General features: G+C 66.0%; 22 protein-coding genes. 18 read left to right on the top strand and 4 right to left on the bottom strand.

Annotated elements, in window-relative coordinates; translation table 11 throughout:
- Positions 1–109: 109 nt before the first annotated feature.
- Positions 110–868: a 4-hydroxy-tetrahydrodipicolinate reductase gene (dapB, locus tag AB0N24_RS21395; RefSeq protein ID WP_364128751.1), complete on the top strand. Its 759-nt coding sequence runs from the start codon at positions 110–112 to the stop codon at positions 866–868.
- Between the two features lie 5 nt (positions 869–873).
- Positions 874–1,356 (top strand): hypothetical protein, encoded by a 483-nt coding sequence (locus AB0N24_RS21400; protein ID WP_364128753.1) that lies wholly within the window; start codon positions 874–876, stop codon positions 1,354–1,356.
- A gap of 22 nt (positions 1,357–1,378) precedes the next feature.
- Here the strand turns inward: AB0N24_RS21400 and AB0N24_RS21405 are convergent, their stop codons facing one another.
- Positions 1,379–2,614, bottom strand: coding sequence for a heparan-alpha-glucosaminide N-acetyltransferase domain-containing protein (locus tag AB0N24_RS21405; protein WP_364128755.1), 1,236 nt, complete (start codon positions 2,612–2,614; stop codon positions 1,379–1,381).
- An 84-nt stretch (positions 2,615–2,698) separates the two neighbouring features.
- Here AB0N24_RS21405 and AB0N24_RS21410 point away from each other — a divergent pair, with 84 nt between their 5' ends.
- The 7 genes from AB0N24_RS21410 to AB0N24_RS21440 all read left to right on the top strand — a co-directional run bounded on the left by AB0N24_RS21410 (position 2,699) and on the right by AB0N24_RS21440 (position 10,627).
- Positions 2,699–3,031 (top strand): hypothetical protein, encoded by a 333-nt coding sequence (locus AB0N24_RS21410; RefSeq protein WP_364128757.1) that lies wholly within the window; start codon positions 2,699–2,701, stop codon positions 3,029–3,031.
- A gap of 86 nt (positions 3,032–3,117) precedes the next feature.
- Positions 3,118–4,026, top strand: coding sequence for a 4-hydroxy-tetrahydrodipicolinate synthase (dapA, locus tag AB0N24_RS21415; RefSeq protein ID WP_364128760.1), 909 nt, complete (start codon positions 3,118–3,120; stop codon positions 4,024–4,026).
- A 41-nt stretch (positions 4,027–4,067) separates the two neighbouring features.
- Positions 4,068–5,759, top strand: a complete 1,692-nt coding sequence (locus AB0N24_RS21420) for a ribonuclease J (RefSeq protein WP_364128763.1) — start codon at positions 4,068–4,070, stop codon at positions 5,757–5,759.
- A 199-nt stretch (positions 5,760–5,958) separates the two neighbouring features.
- Positions 5,959–8,892, top strand: a complete 2,934-nt coding sequence (locus AB0N24_RS21425; RefSeq protein WP_364128766.1) for a DNA translocase FtsK — start codon at positions 5,959–5,961, stop codon at positions 8,890–8,892.
- A gap of 9 nt (positions 8,893–8,901) precedes the next feature.
- Positions 8,902–9,543, top strand: a complete 642-nt coding sequence (gene pgsA, locus AB0N24_RS21430) for a CDP-diacylglycerol--glycerol-3-phosphate 3-phosphatidyltransferase (protein WP_364128768.1) — start codon at positions 8,902–8,904, stop codon at positions 9,541–9,543.
- Positions 9,540–10,034 (top strand): CinA family protein, encoded by a 495-nt coding sequence (locus AB0N24_RS21435; RefSeq protein WP_364128770.1) that lies wholly within the window; start codon positions 9,540–9,542, stop codon positions 10,032–10,034. Before pgsA ends, AB0N24_RS21435 begins: the two co-directional genes overlap by 4 nt.
- Positions 10,035–10,174: 140 nt before the next feature.
- On the top strand, positions 10,175–10,627 hold the full coding sequence (locus AB0N24_RS21440; RefSeq protein ID WP_078026444.1) for a helix-turn-helix transcriptional regulator: 453 nt from the start codon (positions 10,175–10,177) through the stop codon (positions 10,625–10,627).
- Between the two features lie 83 nt (positions 10,628–10,710).
- On the opposite strand, the gene AB0N24_RS21445 is transcribed toward AB0N24_RS21440, so the two are convergent.
- Positions 10,711–11,232 carry a MarR family transcriptional regulator gene (locus AB0N24_RS21445; protein ID WP_364128773.1) on the bottom strand — a complete coding sequence of 174 codons (522 nt, stop codon included), beginning with the start codon at positions 11,230–11,232 and terminating at the stop codon, positions 10,711–10,713.
- Positions 11,233–11,273: 41 nt separating this feature from the next.
- Here AB0N24_RS21445 and AB0N24_RS21450 point away from each other — a divergent pair, with 41 nt between their 5' ends.
- The 6 genes from AB0N24_RS21450 (at position 11,274) to dapF (ending at position 16,999) form a co-directional block, all read left to right on the top strand.
- Positions 11,274–11,498 (top strand): DUF3046 domain-containing protein, encoded by a 225-nt coding sequence (locus AB0N24_RS21450; RefSeq protein WP_364128776.1) that lies wholly within the window; start codon positions 11,274–11,276, stop codon positions 11,496–11,498.
- Between the two features lie 210 nt (positions 11,499–11,708).
- On the top strand, positions 11,709–12,764 hold the full coding sequence (recA, locus tag AB0N24_RS21455; protein ID WP_055798340.1) for a recombinase RecA: 1,056 nt from the start codon (positions 11,709–11,711) through the stop codon (positions 12,762–12,764).
- A gap of 169 nt (positions 12,765–12,933) precedes the next feature.
- Positions 12,934–13,425, top strand: a complete 492-nt coding sequence (locus AB0N24_RS21460) for a regulatory protein RecX (RefSeq protein ID WP_364128780.1) — start codon at positions 12,934–12,936, stop codon at positions 13,423–13,425.
- Between the two features lie 17 nt (positions 13,426–13,442).
- Entirely contained in the window at positions 13,443–15,011 is a 1,569-nt protein-coding gene (miaB, locus tag AB0N24_RS21465) for a tRNA (N6-isopentenyl adenosine(37)-C2)-methylthiotransferase MiaB (protein WP_364128782.1), read from the top strand.
- A 3-nt stretch (positions 15,012–15,014) separates the two neighbouring features.
- The gene (gene miaA, locus AB0N24_RS21470) at positions 15,015–15,977 is read left to right on the top strand and encodes a tRNA (adenosine(37)-N6)-dimethylallyltransferase MiaA (protein WP_364128784.1); all 963 of its coding nucleotides are present in this window, start codon (positions 15,015–15,017) and stop codon (positions 15,975–15,977) included.
- 77 nt (positions 15,978–16,054) lie between these two features.
- Positions 16,055–16,999, top strand: a complete 945-nt coding sequence (dapF, locus tag AB0N24_RS21475) for a diaminopimelate epimerase (protein WP_364128786.1) — start codon at positions 16,055–16,057, stop codon at positions 16,997–16,999.
- Here the strand turns inward: dapF and AB0N24_RS21480 are convergent.
- A complete protein-coding gene (locus tag AB0N24_RS21480; protein ID WP_364128789.1) occupies positions 16,980–17,594 on the bottom strand; it encodes a methyltransferase in 615 nt (204 codons plus the stop codon). The two genes, dapF and AB0N24_RS21480, sit on opposite strands and share 20 nt — an antisense overlap.
- A gap of 531 nt (positions 17,595–18,125) precedes the next feature.
- Between AB0N24_RS21480 and hflX the strand changes: the two genes are divergently transcribed.
- Both hflX and AB0N24_RS21490 read left to right on the top strand, forming a co-directional pair.
- Complete coding sequence (gene hflX, locus AB0N24_RS21485) at positions 18,126–19,694, top strand: GTPase HflX (RefSeq protein ID WP_364128792.1); 1,569 nt, start codon at positions 18,126–18,128, stop codon at positions 19,692–19,694.
- Positions 19,687–21,744 (top strand): ATP-dependent DNA helicase, encoded by a 2,058-nt coding sequence (locus AB0N24_RS21490; protein WP_364128795.1) that lies wholly within the window; start codon positions 19,687–19,689, stop codon positions 21,742–21,744. Before hflX ends, AB0N24_RS21490 begins: the two co-directional genes overlap by 8 nt.
- 30 nt (positions 21,745–21,774) lie before the next feature.
- On the opposite strand, the gene lexA is transcribed toward AB0N24_RS21490, so the two are convergent.
- Positions 21,775–22,524, bottom strand: a complete 750-nt coding sequence (gene lexA / locus AB0N24_RS21495) for a transcriptional repressor LexA (protein WP_104172827.1) — start codon at positions 22,522–22,524, stop codon at positions 21,775–21,777.
- Positions 22,525–22,952: 428 nt separating this feature from the next.
- Here lexA and AB0N24_RS21500 point away from each other — a divergent pair, with 428 nt between their 5' ends.
- On the top strand, positions 22,953–23,318 hold the full coding sequence (locus tag AB0N24_RS21500; RefSeq protein ID WP_364128893.1) for a LysM peptidoglycan-binding domain-containing protein: 366 nt from the start codon (positions 22,953–22,955) through the stop codon (positions 23,316–23,318).
- Positions 23,319–23,344: the final 26 nt, after the last annotated feature.

Raw genomic sequence — 23,344 nt, forward strand, 5'->3', positions numbered from 1 at the left:
GGCGGGGCTGGCGCCTAGGAAGGCGGGGCCGGGGCGGCCCGGGAGTTGCCGGCGGTAACCTGCCGGGCCGGTTCATCCGGGCGGGCAGCCCGACGGTAGGGTTAAGTCCATGACCGAACAACTTGCCGTCGCCGTCCTGGGCGCGAACGGGCGCATGGGCGCCGAGGCCGTGAAAGCCGTTGAAGCGGCCGCCGACATGAAGCTCGTAGCGGCCCTCGGACGGGGTGATTCCCTGGATGGGCTGGTCAACGCCGGCGCCCGGGTGGTGGTGGACCTGACCGTCCCCGAAGGCACAGAAGCGAACGTCCGCTTCGCCGTCGAACACGGCATGCACGCCGTCGTCGGAACCACCGGCTGGGACGCCGCCCGGCTCCATGACCTTGAGGAACTGCTCGGCCGGAATGCCGGCGTAGGCGTCCTCATCGCCCCCAACTTCGCCCTCGGTTCCGTGCTGGCGTCGGCCTTTGCCGCCAAGGCCGCCAGGTACTTCGAATCGGTGGAAGTCATCGAACTGCACCACCCGGACAAGGTTGACGCACCGTCGGGCACCGCAGTCCGCACCGCGCAGCTGATCGCGGCTGAACGTGCCGCCGCCGGCATCGGTGCTAGCCCGGACGCCACCACCACCGAACTTGCCGGCGCCCGGGGCTGCGATGTCGACGGCATCCGCGTCCACAGCGTGCGGCTCCGCGGCCTCGTGGCGCACCAGGAAGTCCTGCTCGGCGGACCGGGGGAACAGCTGACGCTGCGGCACGACTCCTTCGACCGGGCGTCCTTCATGCCGGGCGTGCTGCTGGGAGTGCGGAACATCGCCGGCCACCCCGGGCTGACCGTAGGCCTGGACGGCTACCTGGACCTCGGAGTCTGACGGCCGTGGGCAATGTCCTCGCCGGCCTGAAGAAGAACCGCACCAAGATCTGGGTCGGCGCGGTGACGCTCCTGCTGGTCTTCTACCTGGTGGTGTCCTTCCAGCGCTCCGTGCTGCTCCTCACCGATCCCAATCCCGTGGCCAAGGCCATTGGTGCCGCCTATCTGATCCTGCCCGCCATCGGGGCCTGGGCGCTGGTCCGCGAGCTGCTGTTCGGTGCCAGGACGGAACAGATGGCCAAGGTCCTCGAGGCCGAAGGCGGCCTGCCCGTCGACAACCTGCAGCGCACACCCGCCGGACGGATCATGCGGGAATCGGCAGACGCCGAGTTTGAGAAATACCGGATCGAAGCCGAGGAGGCGCCGGATGATTGGCGTTCATGGTTCCGGCTCAGCTGCGCCTACGACGCCGCGGGCGACCGCAAACGCGCCCGGGCATCCATGCGCGACGCCCTGAAGCTGTTCCGCGAGGGCAGCGGCACCGCCTAGGGGCACCGCCCAGCGGCACCGCCTAGCGGATGCCCGCCCGCTGGTACCTTCCAACCTCGCTGGCGGCGTGGGCCACCCATTCGAGCGGGCCCCGCCAGTGGAGCGCCGCAAACGAACCTCCAATGAGGACCGCGGTCAGGGCCTGGGCGGCATAGACGCCTTCCTCGGTCCAGCCGACGGGGAGAGGCTGCAGGTACATCGCAGCCACCAGGCACACATGCGCCGTGTACAGGCTGAGCGTCATGGCGCCGGCACCGCGCAGCGGCAGCAGCAGGTCCAGGTTGAGCCATTCACCCAGGCGCCCCAGGAGCAGGCAGGCGCCCACCACGGCAACGGCTACCGCTGACGTGTGCACCAGGTCCAGCGTTGTGCCCGAATGCGGTGCACTTCCCGCCAGCCACCACCACGAGCCCGATTGGTCGACGCCGGCCAGGTTCACTTGCAGCAGGCTGTCCAACGGGTAGCGGGGGTCTGCCAGCTGCGCCTGCAGTGCGGCCTTGCCGCCCCAGTCGTTCATCATCAGCACGCCCAGCCATTTGGCCAGCACAGCCACCACAGTGCCTCCGGCCAGCAGCAGGACCTGCACGGCCATCTTCGTCAGCGCCAGACGGCCGATCACCAGCCCGATCAGCAGGTAGCTGAGCCACTGCAGGACGGGGTAGTAGCCGGTCAGGAAGATGTCTCCGAGCAGGCGCCCGGGCGTGGCAAGGTCGTCCCAGTTGGGGTTGTGGCGCAGCTGCAGCGGCGGGGAGGCGGCCAGGAGCCACGGCCGCAGCAGGTAGCCGAGCACCGGCGAACCAATCACCCAGCCCGCGGCAAAGGCGCAAAGCGGCCTGATGCTGAGGCCGATGAACGGCAGGACACACACGAACAGCACGGCGTAATGCACCAGGATCACCGCGATGTTGACTTCCAGCCCGCCGAGGAAGAGCCCGACGACGGCGATCACCAGGGCGCGCAGGGCGATGCCGCGGCGGGCACCCCACAACTCCCGGCCCTCCGGCGGACGCTGTTTTCCGGTGGACAGGGCCAGCCCGATCCCGGCCAGGACGGCAAACAAAGCCGCCGCCCGCCCCGAGAAGGTGAGCCCGATCCAGGTGGGCGTCAGTTGCGCGTCGGCTTCAAACGTGGGGAGCAGGTGGGTGGCCATCATGCCGAGCAGCGCCAGCCCGCGGGCGGCGTCGATTCCGGTGAGTCTCGTCGTCTTGGTGGTGCCTTTGGCGGTCCGCGAGGGAGAAGCAGTGCCACGGGAGGTCATGAGCCGATCGTCTCATATCCGCGCGGTGCCATATCCAACCGGGACCCCCTTGTATTCGAATATATGTTCGAATAGGATCGTTTCATGAACAACGCACCGGAACGCGGAACGCCGGCTGGACCGCTCAAGGCGATGAGCCCTGGCGTGGTGGACTACCTCTTCCGCCGGCTGGTCGCCGGCGACCCGGCCGAGGACACTCAGTGGGGCAAGGAAGGCGTGGCGCTGTCAGCCCAGCCGCCGGGCGCGGAACTGGCGCGGAGGCTCTCTGAGTGCGACCTCGAGGCCCTCACGCCCACGGAGCTCTTCCACTACGTCCGTGCCGCCCAGCGGCTCGCTTCGTGGGCGGAGTCGCTCCGGGAGGAAGCGGTCAGCCGCTACTGCGGCGCCCCTCCGCCGGGAACGGTGTCAAACCCCTGAAAAGTGACGGCTGAAGGGTCGACTTTGACGATCATCACGCCGCCGCCATTGTCCTAACAAGGCGGGGACAGGGTAACGTTTTTCCTATGGCTGACACTTCCGCGAATTTCCCTGCTTTTGGCACCCTCCTGACCGCTATGGTCACGCCGTTCACTGTGGACGGCAAAGTGGACTACCAGCAGGCGGCGGAACTGGCCGTGAAGCTTGTCGACGACGGCTGCGACGGCCTGGTCGTCACCGGAACCACCGGCGAAACCTCCACCCTCACCGACGAGGAAAACGTGGGGATGTTCCGCGCGGTGAAGGAAGCTGTGGGCGGCCGTGCCGCGATCGTCGCAGGCACCGGAACCAACGACACCGCACACTCCGTGCATCTTTCCCGGCTGGCAGCCGACGTCGGCGTCGACGGCCTCCTGATCGTCACGCCGTACTACAACAAGCCCAGCCAGGCCGGCGTGCGCGCACATTTTGAGGCTATCGCCTCCTCCACCGATGTGCCCGTGATGCTCTATGACATCCCCGGCCGGTCGTCGATCCAGATCGCCCCGGAAACCATGATCCGTCTGGCAGCGCACCCGAACATCGTCGCGGTCAAGGACGCCAAGGCCGATTTCGCCGCCGCCACCCGCGTTATGGCAGAGACTGACCTGCTCTTCTACTCCGGCGACGACGGCCTGACCCTGCAGTGGATGGCGCTGGGCGCCGTCGGACTCGTGGGCGTCACCACCCACGTTGCCACCCGCCGGTTCCGGGAGCTGATCGACGCCGTCAACGCGAACGACCTCGGCACCGCCCGGAAGATCAATTTTGAACTCGAACCTGTTATCCGGGCCACGATGACCCGCGTACAGGGGGCCGTTGCGGCCAAGCAGATTCTTAAATGGCAGGGAGTCCTGCCCAACTCGGTTGTCCGTTTGCCCCTCGTGGAGCCGGACGAAACCGAGATCGTAACCATCCGCGAGGATTTGGCGGAAGCAGGAATGGTCTTTTCCTGATCGGTAAAGACCCCACTGTTCCGCCCGGAAAGTAGTGCATTATGACCCAAACCGCCCTTCCCGGCCTTGTCACGCCACCGAAACTGCCCCAAGGGACCCTGCGGATCGTGCCGCTCGGCGGCCTGGGGGAGATCGGCCGCAACATGGCCGTCTTCGAAATCGACGGCAAGCTGCTCATCGTCGACTGCGGTGTCCTCTTCCCTGAGGAAACCCAGCCCGGCGTCGATCTCATCCTGCCCGATTTCTCCTACATCGAGAACCGGCTTGACGACATCGTGGCCGTCGTCCTGACCCACGGCCACGAGGACCACATCGGTGCCGTGCCGTACCTGCTGCGCCTGCGCGCCGACATTCCCCTGGTCGGCTCCCAGCTCACTCTTGCCCTCATCGAGGCCAAGCTGCAGGAACACCGGATCAAGCCCTTCACGCTCACCGTAACGGAGGGCCAGGTGGAGCGCTTCGGTCCGTTCGAAACCGAGTTCGTTGCGGTTAACCACTCGATTCCCGATGCCCTGGCTGTGTTCATCCGCACCGCCGGCGGCACCGTGCTGCACACGGGCGACTTCAAGATGGACCAGCTGCCGCTGGACGGCCGGATCACGGACCTCCGCCACTTCGCCAAGCTGGGCGAAGAAGGCGTTGACCTGTTCATGTCCGACTCCACCAACGCGGACGTCCCCGGCTTCACCACCGCCGAGAAGGAAATCGGCCCCACCCTGGACCGGCTCTTCGGCCAGGCCAGCAAGCGGATCATCGTCGCTTCCTTCTCCTCGCACGTCCACCGCGTGCAGCAGGTCCTGGACGCTGCGGCCAACCACAACCGCAAGGTTGCCTTCGTGGGCCGCTCCATGGTCCGCAACATGGCCATCGCGGCAAAGCTCGGCTACCTTGACGTGCCGGACGGCATCTTGGTGGACATCAAGAACATCGACAACCTGCCGGACAACCGCGTAGTGCTGATGTCCACGGGTTCACAGGGCGAGCCGATGGCTGCGTTGTCCCGCATGGCCAACGGGGACCACCGCGTCGTCGTCGGCAAGGGCGACACCGTCATCCTGGCCTCCAGCCTGATCCCGGGCAACGAGAACGCGGTTTTCCGCATCATCAACGGTCTGCTGAAGCTCGGCGCCGACGTCATCCACAAGGGCAACGCCAAGGTCCACGTGTCCGGCCACGCCGCGGCCGGGGAACTGCTGTACTGCTACAACATCCTCGAACCGCTGAACGCCATGCCGGTGCACGGCGAGACGCGGCACCTGATCGCCAACGGCAAGATCGCCCTCGAATCGGGGGTACCCGATGAGAGCATCCTGCTGGCTGACAACGGCACCGTCATCGACCTTCGTGACCACCAGGCCGACGTCGTGGGCCAGGTGGAAGTGGGCTTCGTCTACGTCGACGGCTCCAGCGTTGGCGAAGTCACGGAAGCCGACCTGAAGGACCGCCAGACGCTCGGTGATGAAGGCTTCATCTCCATCATCACGGTGATCCACCGCGCCACCGGCAAGGTGGTTTCCGGGCCGGAAATCCACGCCCGCGGCGTGGCTGAAGATGATTCCGTCTTCGACGAAATCATCCCCAAGATCAATGCTGCCCTGGAAGAAGCCGTGCTCAACCACACGGACCACACCACGCACCAGCTCCAGCAGGTTGTCCGCCGCGTCGTCGGCACATGGGTCAACCGCAAGCTTCGCCGCAAGCCCATGATCATCCCGGTGGTCCTCGAGGCCTAAGCATCAGCTCTTTGTGCCACCCGGGCCTTCCCCGCAGAAACGCAGCCGCCACGGCAGCTGCCTGCGGGGGAGGCCCCGGTGTTTAAGTCGCCCGGACGGGTCAAGGGCGCAATATGTCCGCCGTCCCTTCCGCAACATGCAGCCCGGACTGCCCCGGAAATCCGCGGTTTTTGGCCTCACTTCGGGTACCGTGGCGGGTATGGCGACACGTACCTCCTCCGCGCCTAGAGGCAACTCAAGCGGTAAATCAGGCAGCTCTGCGGGCCGGGGCTCCGGCTCCGCTGCGTCCAAATCCAGCCGGACCGGGGGAACGTCGGGCACGGCACGCACACGTCAGATGGCCGCCGTCGAACCCCGCCAGCCGTGGCTCGTGCGGGTGGCCGCAGGGGCCTGGCTGGGCATCGGCCACGTCGTCGGCGGGGGTGTGCGCAGGATCGGCTACGACGTCAGCGACCTCGCGCCGGAGGACCGCCGGGACGGGGCCGCCCTCTTCAATCTCGCACTTGGCGTGTTTGTTGCCACCTTCGCCTGGTGGGGCTTCACAGGATGGTTCCCGGACACTGTCTTCGCGATCGTCAACGGGACCTTCGGCTGGATGTCCCTGCTGCTGCCGCTGATGCTTTTCGTCTGCGCTTTCCGGCTGTTCCGCCAACCGTCGGACGGGCGGGGCAACAACAGGATCGGTATCGGCTTCCTGATCATGACCTTTGCCGGCTGCGGCCTGGCACATGTCATCGGCGGCCAGCCCACAGTAGTGGACGGATTCGACGGCCTGCGCCGGGCAGGGGGAATGCTGGGCTTCCTGGCCGCTTCACCGCTGGCCGCCCTGCACACGGCTGTGCCCGTGGCCGTCTACGGACTCATTGTCTTCACGTCCCTCCTGATCATCACCGCCACACCCTTCGGCGCCATTCCCCGCCGGATCAGGGACGCCTATGAGCACCTCATGGGCATCGACCTGCAGGAATCCGGCGACGTCCACGACCGCAGCTACCTCTACGAAAACTCCGCCCCGGCTGCTCCGAAGAAGAAGAGGCGCGGCCGGCTGTTCGGCAAGGACCAGGACACCGACCCGCGCCTCGAAGGCTACGTCGGGGACGAAGCCTTCGAACATGCCGTCATCGACGACGACGAGGCAACCGACAGCGCCAACGGCACCAAGGCAGGCGGCAAGGGCTCCCGCCCGGCACCCGGCGTCCGGCGGCCCACCCAGGCCGAGATCGCCGTCGAAAAGATCAAGGCAGCCCAGGGCCTGGGCACCAAGGGCCCGGATTTCAGCGGTGAGAACGCCACAGAGGCCATCCCGCTCGTCACCCCTGGCATGGTGGCCGCCGGTTCCCTGAACCCCGTGGCTCCCGCCGCAGCAGGGGCAGCCGCCGCAGCCGCGCAGGTGCCTTCACGCCCCGTCGCCCCGCCGCTGCCCACGCCTATCCCGCAGCGCACGGAGCAGCTATCGCTCGCCGGCGACGTCACCTACACCCTGCCGTCCTCGGACGTCCTGGCACCCGGCTCCATCCCCAAGGAACGCACCGAGGCCAACGACGCCATCGTGGCCTCCCTGACGGACACGCTGAACCAGTTCAACGTGGACGCGCAGGTCACCGGCTTCAGCCGCGGCCCCACCGTGACCCGCTACGAGATCGAACTGTCCGCGGGCACCAAGGTGGAACGCGTCACGGCGCTGTCCAAGAACATCTCCTACGCCGTTGCCTCGAGCGACGTCCGCATCCTGAGCCCGATTCCCGGCAAGTCCGCCATCGGCATCGAGATCCCCAACACGGACCGCGAGACGGTCTCGCTCGGCGATGTGCTCCGCAGCCAGAACGCCCGCCGCACCGACCACCCCATGGTGATGGGTGTCGGCAAGGACGTCGAGGGCGGCTATGTGGTCGCGAACCTCGCCAAGATGCCCCACCTGCTCGTGGCCGGTGCCACCGGTGCCGGTAAGTCGTCGTTCGTGAACTCCATGATCACGTCCATCCTGATGCGTGCCACCCCGGACGAGGTCCGCATGGTCATGGTGGACCCCAAGCGCGTGGAACTCACGGCGTACGAAGGTGTGCCGCACCTGATCACGCCGATCATCACCAACCCCAAGAAAGCCGCCGAGGCCCTGCAGTGGGTGGTCCGGGAAATGGACGCCCGCTACGACGACCTCGCGAACTACGGGTTCAAGCACATTGATGACTTCAACAAGGCTGTCCGGGCCGGCAAGGTCCACCCGCCGGTCGACTCCAAGCGCGTCATCCGCCCCTACCCGTACCTGCTGGTGATCGTGGACGAGCTCGCCGACCTCATGATGGTGGCCCCGCGCGACGTCGAAGATTCCATCGTCAGGATCACGCAGCTGGCGCGTGCCGCCGGTATCCACCTGGTGCTCGCCACCCAGCGGCCCTCGGTGGACGTCGTCACCGGCCTGATCAAGGCCAACGTGCCGTCCCGCATGGCCTTCGCGACCTCCTCCGTGACCGACTCCCGCGTGGTCCTGGACCAGCCCGGAGCGGAAAAGCTCATCGGCCAGGGTGACGCGCTCTTCCTGCCCATGGGCGCTTCCAAGGCCATGCGCGTGCAGGGTGCCTGGGTCACGGAGTCCGAGATCCACAAGGTCGTTGAGCACGTCAAGGGCCAGCTGAAGGTCGACTACCGCGACGACGTCGCCCCCGAGGCGCAGAAGAAGCAGATCGATGACGACATCGGCGATGACCTCGAGGTCCTGCTGCAGGCCACCGAGCTCGTGGTGACCACCCAGTTCGGCTCAACCTCCATGCTGCAGCGCAAGCTGCGCGTCGGTTTCGCGAAGGCGGGCCGGCTCATGGACCTGCTCGAATCCAGGGGAGTGGTGGGGCCCTCGGAGGGTTCCAAGGCCCGCGACGTCCTGGTGAAGCCCGATGACCTCGCAGCGGTCCTCGCAGCCATGAAGGGCCAGGACGCCCCGGCCGCGCCCGATTCCCAGACCGCGGCGCTGAGCGACAACGCCAACGCGAACATCGCCCAGGGCGGTTATGCCGAGGACCTCGTGGCGGCGGACCTGGACAACCGCACCCAGAAAGTCGAATACTACGACGGCGCCGACGGCAGCTCCGGTGACGACGAGGACGGCTCAGAGGACGCCTGGTCGCTCACCGGACGGTAGCCTAGGAGAGTGACTAGCACTGAAGCCAACAGCTCAGGCTCCTCCTCCGGGATCTGGAACCTTCCGAACATCCTGACGATGCTGCGGATTGCCCTGGTGCCGTTCTTCGTCTGGTTCCTCGTCGCGGACGCCCCGGGGCTCGATAGCCAGAACGGCATCTGGCGCTGGGCCGCTGCCCTGACGTTTGCCGTCGCCATCTACACCGACAAGCTCGACGGCGACATCGCCCGCAGCAGGGGCCTCATCACCAACTTCGGCAAGATTGCCGATCCCATAGCGGACAAACTGCTGACGGGCTCGGCACTGGTGATGCTGTCCGTCCTGAGCGAGCTGCCCTGGTGGATCACCATCCTCATCCTGGTCCGCGAATGGGGCATCACGGCACTACGGTTCTTCGTCATCCGCTATGGCGTCATCCCGGCGTCGCGCGGCGGCAAGCTGAAGACCGTTGTGCAGACCGTTGCGATCCTGCTGTATGTGATTCCGCTCGCATCGCTGGCGCCGTGGCTGGGCGTGGTCGCCTTTCTGGTGATGCTCGCCGCCGTGGCCATCACCGTCTGGACCGGAGTCCAGTACGTTGTCGAAGCACTCAAGCTGCGGGCAAGCGGACGTCGTGCCGCCAGCCAGCGCGTTCAAGGAGAAATGCCGTGAGCAATCTGCACCGCATCGCTGAACAGGCAGTTACCGGCGCCGTCTCGCGGGGACTGACAGTCGCCACCGCCGAATCGTTGACAGCGGGCATGGTGACGGCGGTCCTCGCTGACACACCCGGCGCCTCGGGCATGCTCCAGGGCGGAGTGGTGTCCTACCAGAACGCAGTCAAGGCGGACGTCCTGGGCGTGCCCCAGGAGCTGCTCGACGCCGTCGGATCCGTCGAGGGAGCAGTTGCAGAAGCGATGGCAGCCGGAGCCCGACGGGTCTGCGGCGCAGACGTCGGGGTGTCGACAACCGGCGTCGCCGGTCCGGAACCGCACGGCGGGAAAGCCGTGGGAACAGTCTTCGTCGGCATCGCCACCGCGGAGGGAACGACGTCGTTCGGTTACGTTTTCGAGGGGAACCGCGCCGACATCCGGGGACAGGCGTGCGCGGCTGCTTTGGAGCGGCTGCTTGAGGCGCTGTCTTCCGAGGCTTACCAGGCGTAAAGTTGCCGGGAACAAAATTTGATGCCTAATAGTTGTTACATTGTGTCGCTTCCGAATCGCGGAGGCGCCTAGGATGAGTAAATAAATTATGGTTCGCCTGTGAGGGCGGGCCTGACGTACGAGGGAGCAAGGCGATACAGATGGTAAAGCAGCCCGTATCCGTGAACGGCGTTGTCCGCTGGAAGGATGTGGGCCTCGCCGATCAGGCAAAGAGCGAACAGAAGGAGCGCAAGATGGTTGTACTTCGTCACGAAATCGGTGATGTTCTGCGCGACGTTCGCCAGCGTCAGGGCCGAACCCTCCGCGAAGTCTCACACAGTGCCCGGGTTTCCCTGGGTTACCTCAGTGAAGTGGAGCGCGGTCAGAAGGAAGCCTCTTCGGAGCTGCTGTCTTCGATCTGCTCGGCCCTGGACGTCCCGCTGTCCAGCATGCTCCGCGAAGTCAGCGACCGCGTTGCCGTCGCTGAGGGCGTTGCTGTTCCGGACACCGTTCCGCAGGAATTCTCGCAGCGTTACGGCCGCGACCTTGACCGCGAACTCAACACTGAACTGTCCGACGAATTGGCCAAGGGACTGCTCTCGGGCGCCCGCTGACCTGCGTCGTTCACTCCGTCATACAAGACTCACACGAAGGGCCCCCGGCTACGCCGGAGGCCCTTCGGCGTTAACTACCGGGATTAGGCACCGGGCCGGTTGGCTTCGTCCTTCGGGAAGCCGTCGCGCTCATACGTCGCGTTGAGCTTGGCCATGTATGCGGCAAGGGTCTGCAGTTCTTCGACCGGCCATTCGCCCAGCCGCTCACGGAAAACCTCACGCCGTGCGTCCTGGACCTGGTGCATCTTCTCCTCCCCCTTGGGGGTCAGCTGGATGGTCTGGGCCCGGCCATCGAGGGGATCGGCTTCCTTGGACACCAGGCCGATGCTTTCGAGGAATGCAATCTGCCGGCTGACAGACGGCTTGCCGACGCCGATGCAAGACGCCAGTTCCGTGAGCCTGATGGGACCTTCCCGGCGGATGACAGTGAGGAGACCGTACGCTGCCGGTTCCATGTCCGGGTGCACTTCGCGCGACAGCTGCTGGGACAGGGCGCGGCCACGGCGCCAGAACAGGCTGATCTGATGTTCCACGGTTCGCAGGGCCGCGTCGACGCTGTTTTCGGTGGCCCCTGGGGCATCGGGTTCCACGGCTGGGTTGCTCATGGCAACCATTCTATTGGCCGCAGCCGTGAGAGACTTTATCGGTGAGAATCAGCGACTTCTGGCGGCTAATGGACGATGAGTTCGGTGCAGGTTACTCCCGTGTCCTCAGCAGCTCACTGGTGCTGGCAGGTGTCGGCAGCCGGACAGCGGACCAGGCGCTGGCAGCCGGTGTTCCTCCGCGGCAGGTCTGGCTCGCCATGTGCGACGTGCAGGACGTCCCGGCGGACCGGCGGCTCGGCAGGGACATCAAGCCGTCCCGCAACTGATCCACGGCGCACTGACGCTGGATGGCTCCGCCCTGACACGCCGGGCAATTGTTCGAATATCTGTTCGGGTAGGGCTATGCTTTTTTCAGAGCGTTTTCCACATACGCAATGTCATCCGGCAAGAATGTCGGTGGGTGCCGTTAGCGTCGGTGATGACAAATAAAGGGCCGCTCAGGCCACTCCACAGCGAGAAAACTAGAGGTGTGAACCATGGCGGCAGCCCCGGATCGTCAGAAGGCGCTCGATGCAGCGCTTGCCCAGATCGACAAGCAGTTCGGCAAAGGCTCCGTCATGCGGCTGGGCGACGAAGTGCGTGCGCCCATCGAAGTAATCCCCACCGGCTCCATTGCCCTGGACGTTGCCCTGGGAATTGGCGGCCTGCCGCGCGGCCGCGTCGTGGAAATCTACGGCCCGGAATCGTCGGGTAAGACCACCGTTGCCCTCCATGCCGTTGCGAATGCCCAGCGCCTGGGCGGTATTGCTGCGTTCATCGACGCCGAGCACGCCCTGGACCCGGAATACGCCGCCAAGCTGGGTGTGGATACCGACGCGCTGTTGGTCTCCCAGCCGGACACCGGCGAGCAGGCACTGGAAATCATGGACATGCTGATTGGTTCGGGCTCCCTCGATGTGATTGTCATCGACTCCGTGGCCGCCCTCGTGCCCCGCGCGGAAATTGAAGGCGACATGGGCGACAGCCACGTCGGCCTGCAGGCCCGCCTGATGAGCCAGGCGCTCCGTAAGATCACCGGACGTTTGAGCCAGACCAAGACCACCGCCATCTTCATTAACCAGCTGCGCGAGAAGATCGGCGTCTTCTTCGGCTCCCCCGAGACCACCACCGGTGGCAAGGCGCTGAAGTTCTACGCCTCCATCCGCATCGACGTCCGCCGTATCCAGACGCTGAAGGAAGGCGCTGATTCGGTGGGCAACCGCACCAAGGCGAAAATCGTCAAGAACAAGATGGCCCCGCCCTTCAAAATCGCCGAATTCGACATCATCTACGGCCAGGGCATCTCCCGCGAGGGCGGCATCATCGATATGGGCGTGGAACACGGCCTGATCAAGAAGTCGGGTTCCTGGTTCACCTACGACGGTGACCAGCTGGGCCAGGGCATGGAGAACTCGCGACGCTTCCTGCGCGACAACCCGGAACTTGCCGCGGAGCTGGAGCGCCTCATCAAGGAGAAGCTCGGCGTTGGCGTCAAGCCCGCCGAAGCTGAAAAGGAAGCGTCTCCGAAGCTCAAGGCCGTTGACGGTTTCTAGGGGAACCCGGCGGAGCGGGCCAGGATTCCGATCCCGGAAACCTGGCCCGGCTGCGTTCGGCGATGCGGGCCCGGACGGAACCATTCCCGCGGAGGCCGGGTTCGCGCCGGAGGCCGGGTTTGCGCCGGAGCCGCAAGCGGAACACGATGCTGAGCCGGATCCGGCCTCCGTGGCGCGGGCGATCGTGCTGCGGCAGCTGACCGCCTCGCCGAAAAGCAGGTTGCAGCTGGCCCGCAAGCTGGCCGAGCGCAATGTTCCGGAGGACGTGGCCGAGGCCGTACTGGACAGGTTCGAGGAAGTCCGGCTCGTGGATGACGCCGAGTTTGCGGACATGTGGGTACGGAGCAGGTCCCAAACCCGGAAGCTGGCCAAGGGTGCGTTGAGGCGCGAGCTTGCGGACAAGGGCATTGAGGCCGACATTGCGGCCCGGGCCCTGGAGCAGGTCAGTGACGAAGCGGAGGAGTCTGCCGCCCGTGAACTCGTCCAACGCAAGCTCAAAGGCACAGCAGACCTCACGGACCGCGCCGAGCGGGACAAGGTCACGCGTCGGCTGGCCTCGATGCTGGCCCGGAAGGGGTACCAGCCGTCGCAGGCCTTCCGGATCGTCGGGGAGGTCCTCGACGCCGCAGCCGGCGGGCAGGCGGAAACGGAATTCCTATGAACCGGTACCCTTAACAGGTGAGTTTGACCATTCCCTCCCCAGCGTCCGGCACCAGCACTTCCGCCAGCCCGGATGGAGCCCCCGCAGCGGCGCCGCCGCGCACTTACCAGGTGCGCACTTTTGGCTGCCAAATGAACGTGCACGACTCCGAGCGCATGGCCGGGATGCTCGAAGGCGCGGGGTATGTCCCGGCGACCGATGAGCGCGCCGACGTCGTGGTGTTCAACACGTGCGCCGTCCGGGAGAACGCCGACAACAAGCTTTACGGCAACCTCGGAATGCTGGCCCCGGTCAAAGCTGCCAACCCGGGGATGCAGATCGCCGTGGGCGGTTGCCTGGCGCAGAAGGACCGCGAAACCATCCTGAAGAAGGCCCCGTGGGTGGACGCCGTCTTCGGCACCCACAACGTCGGTGCCCTGCCCGCGCTCCTCGACCGCGCCCGTCACAACAATGAGGCGCAGCTCGAGATCCTGGAATCACTCGACGTTTTCCCCTCAACGCTCCCCACCAAGCGGGACTCCGTGTACTCGGGCTGGGTGTCGATCTCGGTGGGATGCAACAACACGTGCACCTTCTGCATCGTTCCTGCCCTGCGCGGCAAGGAGAAGGACCGCCGTCCGGGCGACATCCTCGCCGAGATTCAGGCACTGGTGGATGACGGCGCCATCGAAGTGACACTCCTGGGCCAGAACGTGAACTCCTACGGCGTGGAATTCGGCGACCGCCAGGCGTTCTCCAAGCTGCTGCGTGCCTGCGGTGAAATCGAAGGGCTGGAGCGGGTCCGCTTCACCAGCCCGCACCCCGCTGCCTTCACGGACGACGTCATCGACGCCATGGCCGAAACCCCGAATGTTATGCCGCAGCTTCACATGCCCCTGCAATCGGGCTCGGACAAAGTACTAAAGGACATGAAGCGGTCGTACCGCTCCACCAAATTCCTGGGCATCCTGGACAAGGTCCGGGAACGGATTCCGCACGCCGCCATCTCGACGGACATCATCGTCGGCTTCCCCGGTGAAACCGAAGAGGACTTCCAAGCCACGCTGGACGTCGTCGAGAAGTCGCGCTTCGCCACTGCGTTCACGTTCCAGTACTCGAAGCGTCCCGGCACCCCCGCCGCGGATCTGCCGGACCAGCTCCCCAAGGCCGTGGTCCAGGAGCGCTTTGAGCGCCTGACCGCTCTGCAGGACCGGATCGCGGCCGAGGAAAACGCCCGTCAGCTGGGCCGCCGGGTGGAGGTCATGGTCACGGCACAGTCCGGCCGCAAGTCGGAGGAAACACATCGGCTGTCGGGCCGGTCGCAGGATCAGCGGCTCGTGCATTTCTCAGTCCCGGAGGGTGCGGAGACGCCCCGGCCCGGAGACCTTGTGACCGTCACCATCACGGAAGCAGCTGCGTTCCACCTGGTGGCCGATCCGGCATCGCCGGCAGACTACGCACTCCGCGGGTCGCGTGCGGGTGACGCCTGGGACAGGTCCCAGGCGGACTCCTGCGGCGCCCCGGTGCCCGGCGCCGGCTCCGGTGCGACCGGCGGCAAGAGCGGCGTGTCCCTCGGTATGCCGGCGCTCCCCGTCCGCCGCAGCTAGGCAATGGCCACGCCCACAGGGAACGGCCGGGACACCCTTGTGCCGTCGGCTGGGGCACGCGGTGCCGACGCCGGTCAGCCGCCTGTCATTGCGGTGGTCGGCCCCACCGGATCCGGTAAATCGGACCTCGCCGTGGCACTTGCCCTGGAACTTGACGGTGAGATCATCAACGCGGACGCCATGCAGTTCTACCGCGGCATGGACATCGGCACAGCCAAGATCACGGTGGAGGAGCGCAGGGGTGTCCGGCACCACCTGCTGGACACCCTCGACGTCACCCAGGAAGCCAGCGTGTCCGATTTCCAGCGGGAGGCCCGCGCCGCCGTCGCCGACATCCACGACAGGGGCAGGAGGGCCATCCTCGTCGGCGGATCGGGCCTGTATGTCCGGGCAGCGCTGGACGTGCTCGAGTTTCCCGGAACGGATCCGGACATCAGGCGCCGTCTCGAAGCGGAGGCCGACGAAACCGGCCTGGCCGCGCTGCGCACCAGGCTCGAAGCCGTCGACCCCGCCTCCGCCGCCCGGCTGGGAGACGCCCGCAGGGTTGTCCGCGCACTGGAGGTCTTCGAGCTGACAGGACGCCCGTTCAGCTCCTTCATGCCGGCCCGCGAGTACTTCCAGCCGGCAGTCCAGATCGGCCTCGAGGTGGACCGGGAGCTCCTGAAGGACAGGCTGGCACAGCGTGTTCACAGTATGGTCGCCAACGGGCTGCAGGCCGAAGTGCAACGGCTGGACGCTGCAGGGCTAAGAAATGGCAAGACCGCGTCCCGTGCCCTGGGCTACTCCCAGTTCCTCAAAGTACTCGACGGTGAATGGGATGCCGGCCAGGCCACGGAAGACACCATTGTGGCCACGCGAAAATTCGCCCGCCGGCAGCTCACCTGGTTCAGGGCCGATCCCCGCATCACCTGGCTCGACTGGCAGGACCCGGAGCTGGTGGACAAAGCAGCAGCCGTCTGCCGCTGAGCCGGCGCTGCTCAGCCCGCGCCAGTCCCGTGCCCACGGTTTTCGGGCCCGTCCACCCGTGACTGTAATCTTGAACCATGGACGAAACCCTTGCACCCACCCCTGACCGCACACTCCAGGGGCTGAGCGGCCTGGCCTTCTCCAAGGGCCACGGCACCGGCAATGATTTCGTGCTTGTTGCTGACCCCGGGGGCACCTGGCCCATTGCGCCCGAGCAGGTCGCGGAACTCTGCGACCGCCACCGCGGAATCGGCGGCGACGGGCTGATCCGCGCCGTGCCCTCGCGCTACCTTCCGGAAGGGCGCGAGCTGCAGACAGTCCACCCGGACGCCGAATGGTTCATGGACTACCGCAACGGCGACGGCTCCCTGTCGGAAATGTGCGGCAACGGCGTGCGCGTCTTCGTCCACTTCCTCGTTGCCGAGGGACTGGTCCGGCTCGAGACCGGCGATGCGCTGACCATCGGCACGCGAGGGGGCGTCAAAACAGTCGTGCGGACCGAGAACGGCTACGCCGTGGACATGGGCCCGTGGGAGTTCATTTTCCCGGGAGAGGCAACGGCACGCGCCATGGACTCGCTTGTGACCGCCGATGGCCTGGAAGTGCCACGGCCGGCGCTGTCTGTCAGCATGGGGAACCCGCACACCGTGGTGGCGCTGGCAGAGCTCAGCGAACTTGAGACAACCCAGCTGTTCAAGGCACCGCACGTTGACCCGAAGCCGGCCAACGGCACCAATGTGGAGTTCGTCGTACCCTCCGAACCGCTGGTGCATGACGGCGTGGGGACCATCACCATGCGCGTCCACGAGCGCGGCGTGGGGGAGACGCAGTCATGCGGCACCGGCGCCTGCGCAGCAGCCGTTGCCATCCGTCACTGGGCCGGGCAGGGTGCTCCGGATGCCTGGGACGTCCAGGTGCCGGGCGGCGTCGTCGGCGTGAAATTCTTTCCGGGGCCGGAAGGCCACGAGCATGTGGAACTCAGCGGTCCGGCCGTGATCGTGGCTAGTGGGACGCTTTCCTGACCCGAAGGATCCTGAACGACTTCGAGGTGCTCTCCCGGGTGACGGTGAAGCTGCTGTCCAGTTCGGTGCTCAGCCAGCGCTGCAGCGAATCCGAACCGAGGTTTTTCTGGACCACCAGCCAGGCCGACCCGCCCGCGGCCAGCCGGGGCAACCACAGCAGCAGCAGGGAGTGAAGTTCGTCCTTGCCTATGCGGATGGGGGGATTGGACCAGATGGTGTCGAACCGGAGGCCGGGATCAACGTTGGCCGGCAGGCTGGCCGTGACGTTGCCAAGCCCCAGCAGGCCGGCGTTTTCGTTGGTCAGTGCGACACAGCGCTCATTCACGTCCACGGCATAGACGTGTGCGTGGGGGGCCCTGAGGGCCATGGTCAGGGCGATCGGACCCCAGCCGCAGCCGATGTCCAGCAGGTTGCCCTGCGGAGACGGGGCCGGCGCGTCAGCCAGCAGCACAGCGGTGCCCTTGTCGATCCCGTCGGGGCTGAAGATGCCGCTGGAGGTCTGCAGCTTGCGGGCTTCACCGGCAAGCTCCACGGTTAGCGGCTTGCGGGTGAACGGCCCGGCGGGCTGGGCGCTGAAATAGTGTGCAGACTCCATAACTCGCCAGATTAGTTGTCCCGGGCGCGGATGGGAAACGCGGGGGAACGGGACAGGGAAACCGGTCTGCTAATCTTGAATTCATGTTCTTTATCTTTGAGTAGCCGGCACGGGCCCTGGCCCGTCCCGCAGCGACGCAGGTAATCACCTTCCGCTCAGTGCACCGTTCTGCCGTGATCCTCCGGCCGGACGTGCTGCCCGAACTACTTGGAGTACAGCAATGCTGATCATCTGACCTGCCATCGGAATCCCGTCATCCGGACGGCGCGCGTGAACTTCCCCGTGGGGAACGCCGCTCCGTGTGGAAGACCGTCCGCTGACCATTCCGGTGTCACCGACGCCACCGCATCCTGCGCAACGGCGCCTGCCAGGCAGGCCGCCTCGCCACCGCCCATACCGCCGCCCGCTGCGCCGCAGCCCGCCGGCATCCCAGGAGCCCGAATGACCAATAGTCGTCAGCCCAGCGCGAATACCGCCCCGCAGACAAGTAATCAGCATTATTCTGAAGGTGTCGAATCTTCAAAGGAGAACATGACCAACCAGCCCAACACCGGATCAGATTCAGCCTCACAGGACATGAGTCCTGAGGAAATCCAGGCTGTCATCGACCGGATTCTGTCCAAGGATGTCCCGGCCCGTTCCGCCAAATCCGACCCGGAAGATCCGCGGGGAGTTTTGGGGTCGGCGCAGGCGATTTCCCGCCAGGACAGCGAACACAGCATCTTCGACGGGGACCAGCAGGACCTTGAAGAACGCCGGGCCCTGCGCCGTACGGCAGGCCTGTCCACCGAGCTCGAGGACGTCACCGAGGTTGAATACCGGCAGCTGCGCCTTGAACGGGTGGTCCTGGCCGGTCTCTGGTCCGAGGGAACCCTGGCGGACGCCGAAAACTCACTGCGTGAACTTGCCGCACTCGCGGAGACAGCAGGCTCGGAAGTGCTTGACGGCATTGTCCAGCGCCGCGCGAAGCCCGACCCCGGCACGTTCCTGGGTTCCGGCAAGGCCCTGGAACTCAAAGACATCGTGATGTCCACGGGTGCCGACACCGTGGTGGTGGATGCCGAGCTGGCACCCTCACAGCGGCGCGGACTTGAAGACATCGTGAAGGTCAAGGTCATCGACCGCACGGCCCTGATCCTGGACATCTTCGCCCAGCACGCCAAGAGCCGCGAAGGCAAGGCGCAGGTGGAGCTGGCGCAGCTCGAGTACCTGCTCCCGCGCCTGCGGGGCTGGGGCGAATCAATGTCCCGGCAGGCCGGTGGCCAGGTGGGCGGCGCGGGTGCCGGTATGGGCTCCCGTGGTCCCGGTGAAACAAAGATCGAACTGGACCGGCGGCGGATCCGCACCCGGATGGCGAAGCTGCGGCGTGAAATCGCCGCCATGAAGCCGGCGCGGGAGACCAAGCGGGCCAACCGCCGTCGTAATTCCGTCCCGTCCGTTGCCATCGCCGGGTACACGAACGCCGGAAAGTCGTCGCTCCTGAACCGGCTGACCGACGCCGGTGTCCTGGTGGAGAACGCCCTGTTCGCGACGCTGGATCCAACCGTCCGCAAGGCGGAAACGGCTGACGGCCTGGGCTACACCCTGGCCGACACCGTGGGCTTCGTCCGGTCCCTTCCCACGCAGCTGGTGGAAGCCTTCCGGTCCACCCTGGAGGAAGTGGCTGATGCGGACCTCATCCTGCACGTCGTGGACGTCTCGCACCCCGATCCGGAGGGCCAGATCGCCGCGGTCCGCGCCGTGTTCAGCGAAGTGGACGCGCGCAAGGTCCCGGAAATCATCGTGCTGAACAAGGCTGATGCCGCGGATCCGTTCGTGGTGGAACGGCTGAAGCAGCGCGAACCGCGCCATGTGGTGGTGTCCGCACGGACCGGGCAGGGGATCGCTGAACTGCTAAAGGCGATCAGTGAGGCCATCCCCCGGCCGAGCGTCAAGATGGAATTGCTGATTCCTTACAATCGCGGGGACCTGCTCAGCAAACTCCACGAAACGGACGCCGAAATCCTTCGCTTGGACCATGAGGAGGAGGGCACGCGTGCCCTCGTCATGGTGCGCGAAGGCCTCGCCGCTGAACTGGAATCCTTCATCAGCAATGTCTGATCCCGGGGCCGGAGAAACAAGCGGTTCCGCCGGCGAGCAGTTCGTCATCGAACTGCTCGACCGGGCGGTTTCCGGTATGGGCGGACAGAGCCGCAGCGGCCAGCACGAGATGGCCCGGCAGGTGGCGCGCGCTATCGACAGCGGCGACCACCTGCTGGTCCAGGCCGGAACTGGCACCGGAAAGTCCCTGGCGTACCTCATTCCGTTGATCGCCCATTCACTGGTCAGCGACAAACCCACGCTCGTCTCCACGGCCACCCTTGCCCTGCAGACCCAGATCGTGGGCAGGGACCTTCCCAGGCTGCTGGAAACCATCACGCCCGCCCTTGACCGTCCGGTCAAGGTGGCGCTCGTCAAGGGCAGGTCCAACTACGTCTGCCGGCACAAGCTCGAAGGCGGATTCCCCTCCGAGGAGCCGTCCGAGGGACAGCTTTTCTCGTTGGGTGAGGACACCAGCGTTCCGCACTTTGCCGCTTCCTTGGGCGGCCCTGCGTCGCAGCTTGGCAAGGAAGTGGTCCGGCTCCGCGAGTGGGCGGAGAAGACGGCCTCGGGGGACCGTGACGAGCTGATGCCCGGTGTGACGGACCGGGCCTGGCGGCAGGTGTCCGTGACGTCGATGGAATGCCTGGGAGCACAGAAATGCCCCATGGCCGCCGAGTGCTTCAGCGAACTGGCCCGGCAGAACGCGGCCGACGCCGACGTGGTGGTCACCAATCACGCCATGCTGGCCGTCAGTGCCTTCGAAGGGCTCGCCGTGCTGCCGGAGTACGACGTCGTGGTGGTTGACGAGGCCCACGAGCTGCAGGACAGGGTGACGGGGGCAGTCTCCGGCCAGCTGTCCGTGGCCATGGTCCACGCCGCCGCTTCGGGCGCGCGCAAAAACACCGGCATCACGGTTGATGCGCTCAACAACGCAGCCGCGAACCTGGAGGTGGCCATCGCCGGAGTTCCGAGCGGCCTTCTGCCCAACGGCCTCAACGACGAACAGCTCGACTGTGTGGACCAGCTGCGGGAAGCCTGCCGCGCGGCCCTTTCCGACTCCAAAGGGGACAGCGCCAACACGGCCGACGGCGGGCGCCAGCTGGCGCGGTCACGCCTGATGGTCATCCTCGAGCTTTGCGAACGCCTGATTGCCGCCCGGGAAAACCGCGAGGTGGTCTGGTTCTCGCGTGCCAGCACGTTTGACCCGCAGCAGGGCTACTCGCAGCCGGACGACGCCGCACCGGCCCTGATCAACATCGCCCCCCTGAGTGTTGCCGGGAAGCTGCGCGACGGGCTTTTCGCAGGCCACACAGTGGTCCTCACGTCGGCCACACTCGCGATCGGATCGGCCTTCGAGCCGGCCGCGGGAGGGCTCGGGCTGGTGGGGCCCGGGGCGCCCAGCTGGACCGGTGTGGACGTCGGATCGCCGTTCGATTACCCCAAGCAGGGCATCCTCTATGTTGCCAGCCACCTGCCGAAACCCGGACGGGGAACGTCGCCCGAAGCGCTGGACGAGCTCGAGAAACTGATCCGGGCCTCGGGCGGCGGGGCATTGTGCCTCTTTTCGTCGCGCCGGGCGGCGGAGGACGCAGCCGAGGCCATGCGGCCGCGCCTGGATGTCAGCATCCTCTGCCAGGGCGACTCAACCATGACCGCCCTGGTGCGCCAGTTCGCCGACGAACCGGACACGTGCCTTTTCGGCACCATGTCACTTTGGCAGGGCGTCGATGTTCCCGGCGGTTCGTGCAGGCTGGTGGTCATCGACCGGATCCCGTTCCCCAGGCCGGATGACCCCCTTATGACGGCGCGCTCCAGGGCGGTGGCCCAGGCGGGCGGCAACGGTTTTATGTCGGTGTCTGCCACGCATGCAGCCATCCGGCTTGCCCAGGGGGCAGGCCGCCTGATCCGTTCTACGGGCGATAAAGGCGTGGTGGCTGTCCTTGACTCCCGGCTGTCCACGGAACGCTACGGGGGGTTCCTAAGGGCCGCCCTGCCGCCGTTCTGGCCGACCACTGATCCTGCGATCGCGGTGGCGGCCCTGAGCCGGCTGGCGAAGGCCCCCGCGTAGGCCGGGCTGCCGGCTGACGCGGGAGCGCGGCTACAGCGAGCGGAGAACCGAAACGACCTTGCCCATGATGTTGGCGTGATCGCCGAGGATGGGCTCGTACTGCGTGTTCTGCGGGAGCAGCCAGGTGTGGCCGTCGCGCTGGCGGAATGTCTTGACGGTGGCTTCATCATCGAGCAGGGCGGCCACAATGTCGCCGTTCACGGCATCACTCTGGCGGCGGACCACCACCCAGTCGCCGTCGCAGATGGCCGCGTCGATCATGGAGTCGCCGGACACCTTCAGCATAAAAAGCTCGCCGTGGCCGACGAGCTGCCGCGGCAGGGGCATGACGTCCTCGACCATCTGGTCTGCCAGGATGGGGCCGCCTGCCGCAATCCGGCCCACCAGGGGGACCATTGCCGTATCCGTTGCCGTGGCCAGTTCGGAAACGGACAAGCCGCCAATGGTGCGCAGCCGGGCAGGCTTCTCCACGCCGGAGATCTTGGCGGTTCCCTCGTCCAGGGTCAGCGGCATGAGCACTTCCATGGCGCGCGGACGCTTGGGGTCGCGCCGGAGGTAGCCCAGCTTCTCGAGCTGTGAGAGCTGGTGGGTGACGCTGGAGAGGCTGGCCAGGCCCACGGTGTCGCCGATTTCACGCATGGACGGCGGATAGCCGTTGTCGTTGACGGACCGCTGGATGGTTTCCAGAATCTTCTTCTGCCGCACCGTGAGGCCCTTGGGCTTCGCTGGTGACTGCTGGCTCCGCTGCGTAGCCCTGCCGCCGGTGGCTTGTGCTGCCATGTTCGCCAACGCCTTTCGTTCCACCCGGCCTCCGTGGCTGCAGCTGCCGGGAACTTCCGGCCTGAAAATGTCAGACCCTGCTGATCAACTGCAGAAGCGGTTGTTCTGTAGCTCAAACGTAGGTCAGCCGCACACGTTTTTCAAACATTTGTTCTAGTGAGTCTCGACAATGTTCGTTAATAAGTGCTAGAACAGAAACAGCAAAGTTCGAATATGTGTTCTAGTCGCAAGCCCCATTCGGTTCTATGTTCGAAGAGTTCCATGTTCGAAGGCCGGAACGGGCGGATGGCATCTTTGGGAACATGCCGGGCGGCACAGTCAGGTCCAGGAGGGCTCAGTTCATGTCAGCAATACGCGCTATTCAGGTTTCGGGTCAGCAGCGTTCGAAAGACCAGCGTTCCACCAGCCGGGTAGATCACGGCTCCGGAATGCAGGGCTTCAACTGGGAGGACCGTCCTTCAGGGAAGGCCAGGTCCGCCCAGCCGCCGCTCCGCCTGACCCGCCGGGGCCGCATCGTCCTGGTGGGCCTACCGCTGATTCTGCTGTCGGTGGTGCTCATTTCACTGGCCGGCTTCCTCAACTCCCCGGCCAAGGCCGCGGATTCCGTGTCCGAGCTGTCGCTGACTCCAACAGTGTCTGTCACAGTCCAGCCCGGGGAGTCCCTCTGGGGAATTGCCGGCACCGTGGCACCGGAGCGTGATCCCCGCGACGTGGTGGCTGACATCGTCCAGCTCAACAACCTCGACGGCGGCAAGGTCATGCCGGGCCAGCAGATCTTCGTCCCGTCGAAGTAGAACAGCGGCCCGGGCGGGCCGGCAGG

The organism is Arthrobacter sp. NPDC093128 (assembly GCF_040683875.1).
In the GTDB taxonomy this organism is placed as follows: domain Bacteria; phylum Actinomycetota; class Actinomycetes; order Actinomycetales; family Micrococcaceae; genus Arthrobacter.

Excerpts from the sequence above, each read along its gene's own strand:
- miaA (WP_364128784.1), top strand. The coding sequence starts at position 15,015 with ATGGCCACGCCCACAGGGAACGGCCGGGACACCCTTGTGCCGTCGGCT.
- AB0N24_RS21500 (WP_364128893.1), top strand. The coding sequence starts at position 22,953 with ATGCAGGGCTTCAACTGGGAGGACCGTCCTTCAGGGAAGGCCAGGTCC.
- AB0N24_RS21490 (WP_364128795.1), top strand. The coding sequence starts at position 19,687 with ATGTCTGATCCCGGGGCCGGAGAAACAAGCGGTTCCGCCGGCGAGCAG.
- dapF (WP_364128786.1), top strand. The coding sequence starts at position 16,055 with ATGGACGAAACCCTTGCACCCACCCCTGACCGCACACTCCAGGGGCTG.
- recA (WP_055798340.1), top strand. The coding sequence starts at position 11,709 with ATGGCGGCAGCCCCGGATCGTCAGAAGGCGCTCGATGCAGCGCTTGCC.
- AB0N24_RS21480 (WP_364128789.1), bottom strand. The coding sequence starts at position 17,594 with ATGGAGTCTGCACACTATTTCAGCGCCCAGCCCGCCGGGCCGTTCACC.
- AB0N24_RS21425 (WP_364128766.1), top strand. The coding sequence starts at position 5,959 with ATGGCGACACGTACCTCCTCCGCGCCTAGAGGCAACTCAAGCGGTAAA.
- lexA (WP_104172827.1), bottom strand. The coding sequence starts at position 22,524 with ATGGCAGCACAAGCCACCGGCGGCAGGGCTACGCAGCGGAGCCAGCAG.
- AB0N24_RS21445 (WP_364128773.1), bottom strand. The coding sequence starts at position 11,232 with ATGAGCAACCCAGCCGTGGAACCCGATGCCCCAGGGGCCACCGAAAAC.
- dapB (WP_364128751.1), top strand. The coding sequence starts at position 110 with ATGACCGAACAACTTGCCGTCGCCGTCCTGGGCGCGAACGGGCGCATG.
- dapA (WP_364128760.1), top strand. The coding sequence starts at position 3,118 with ATGGCTGACACTTCCGCGAATTTCCCTGCTTTTGGCACCCTCCTGACC.
- AB0N24_RS21410 (WP_364128757.1), top strand. The coding sequence starts at position 2,699 with ATGAACAACGCACCGGAACGCGGAACGCCGGCTGGACCGCTCAAGGCG.
- AB0N24_RS21440 (WP_078026444.1), top strand. The coding sequence starts at position 10,175 with ATGGTAAAGCAGCCCGTATCCGTGAACGGCGTTGTCCGCTGGAAGGAT.
- AB0N24_RS21405 (WP_364128755.1), bottom strand. The coding sequence starts at position 2,614 with ATGACCTCCCGTGGCACTGCTTCTCCCTCGCGGACCGCCAAAGGCACC.
- hflX (WP_364128792.1), top strand. The coding sequence starts at position 18,126 with ATGACCAACCAGCCCAACACCGGATCAGATTCAGCCTCACAGGACATG.
- AB0N24_RS21420 (WP_364128763.1), top strand. The coding sequence starts at position 4,068 with ATGACCCAAACCGCCCTTCCCGGCCTTGTCACGCCACCGAAACTGCCC.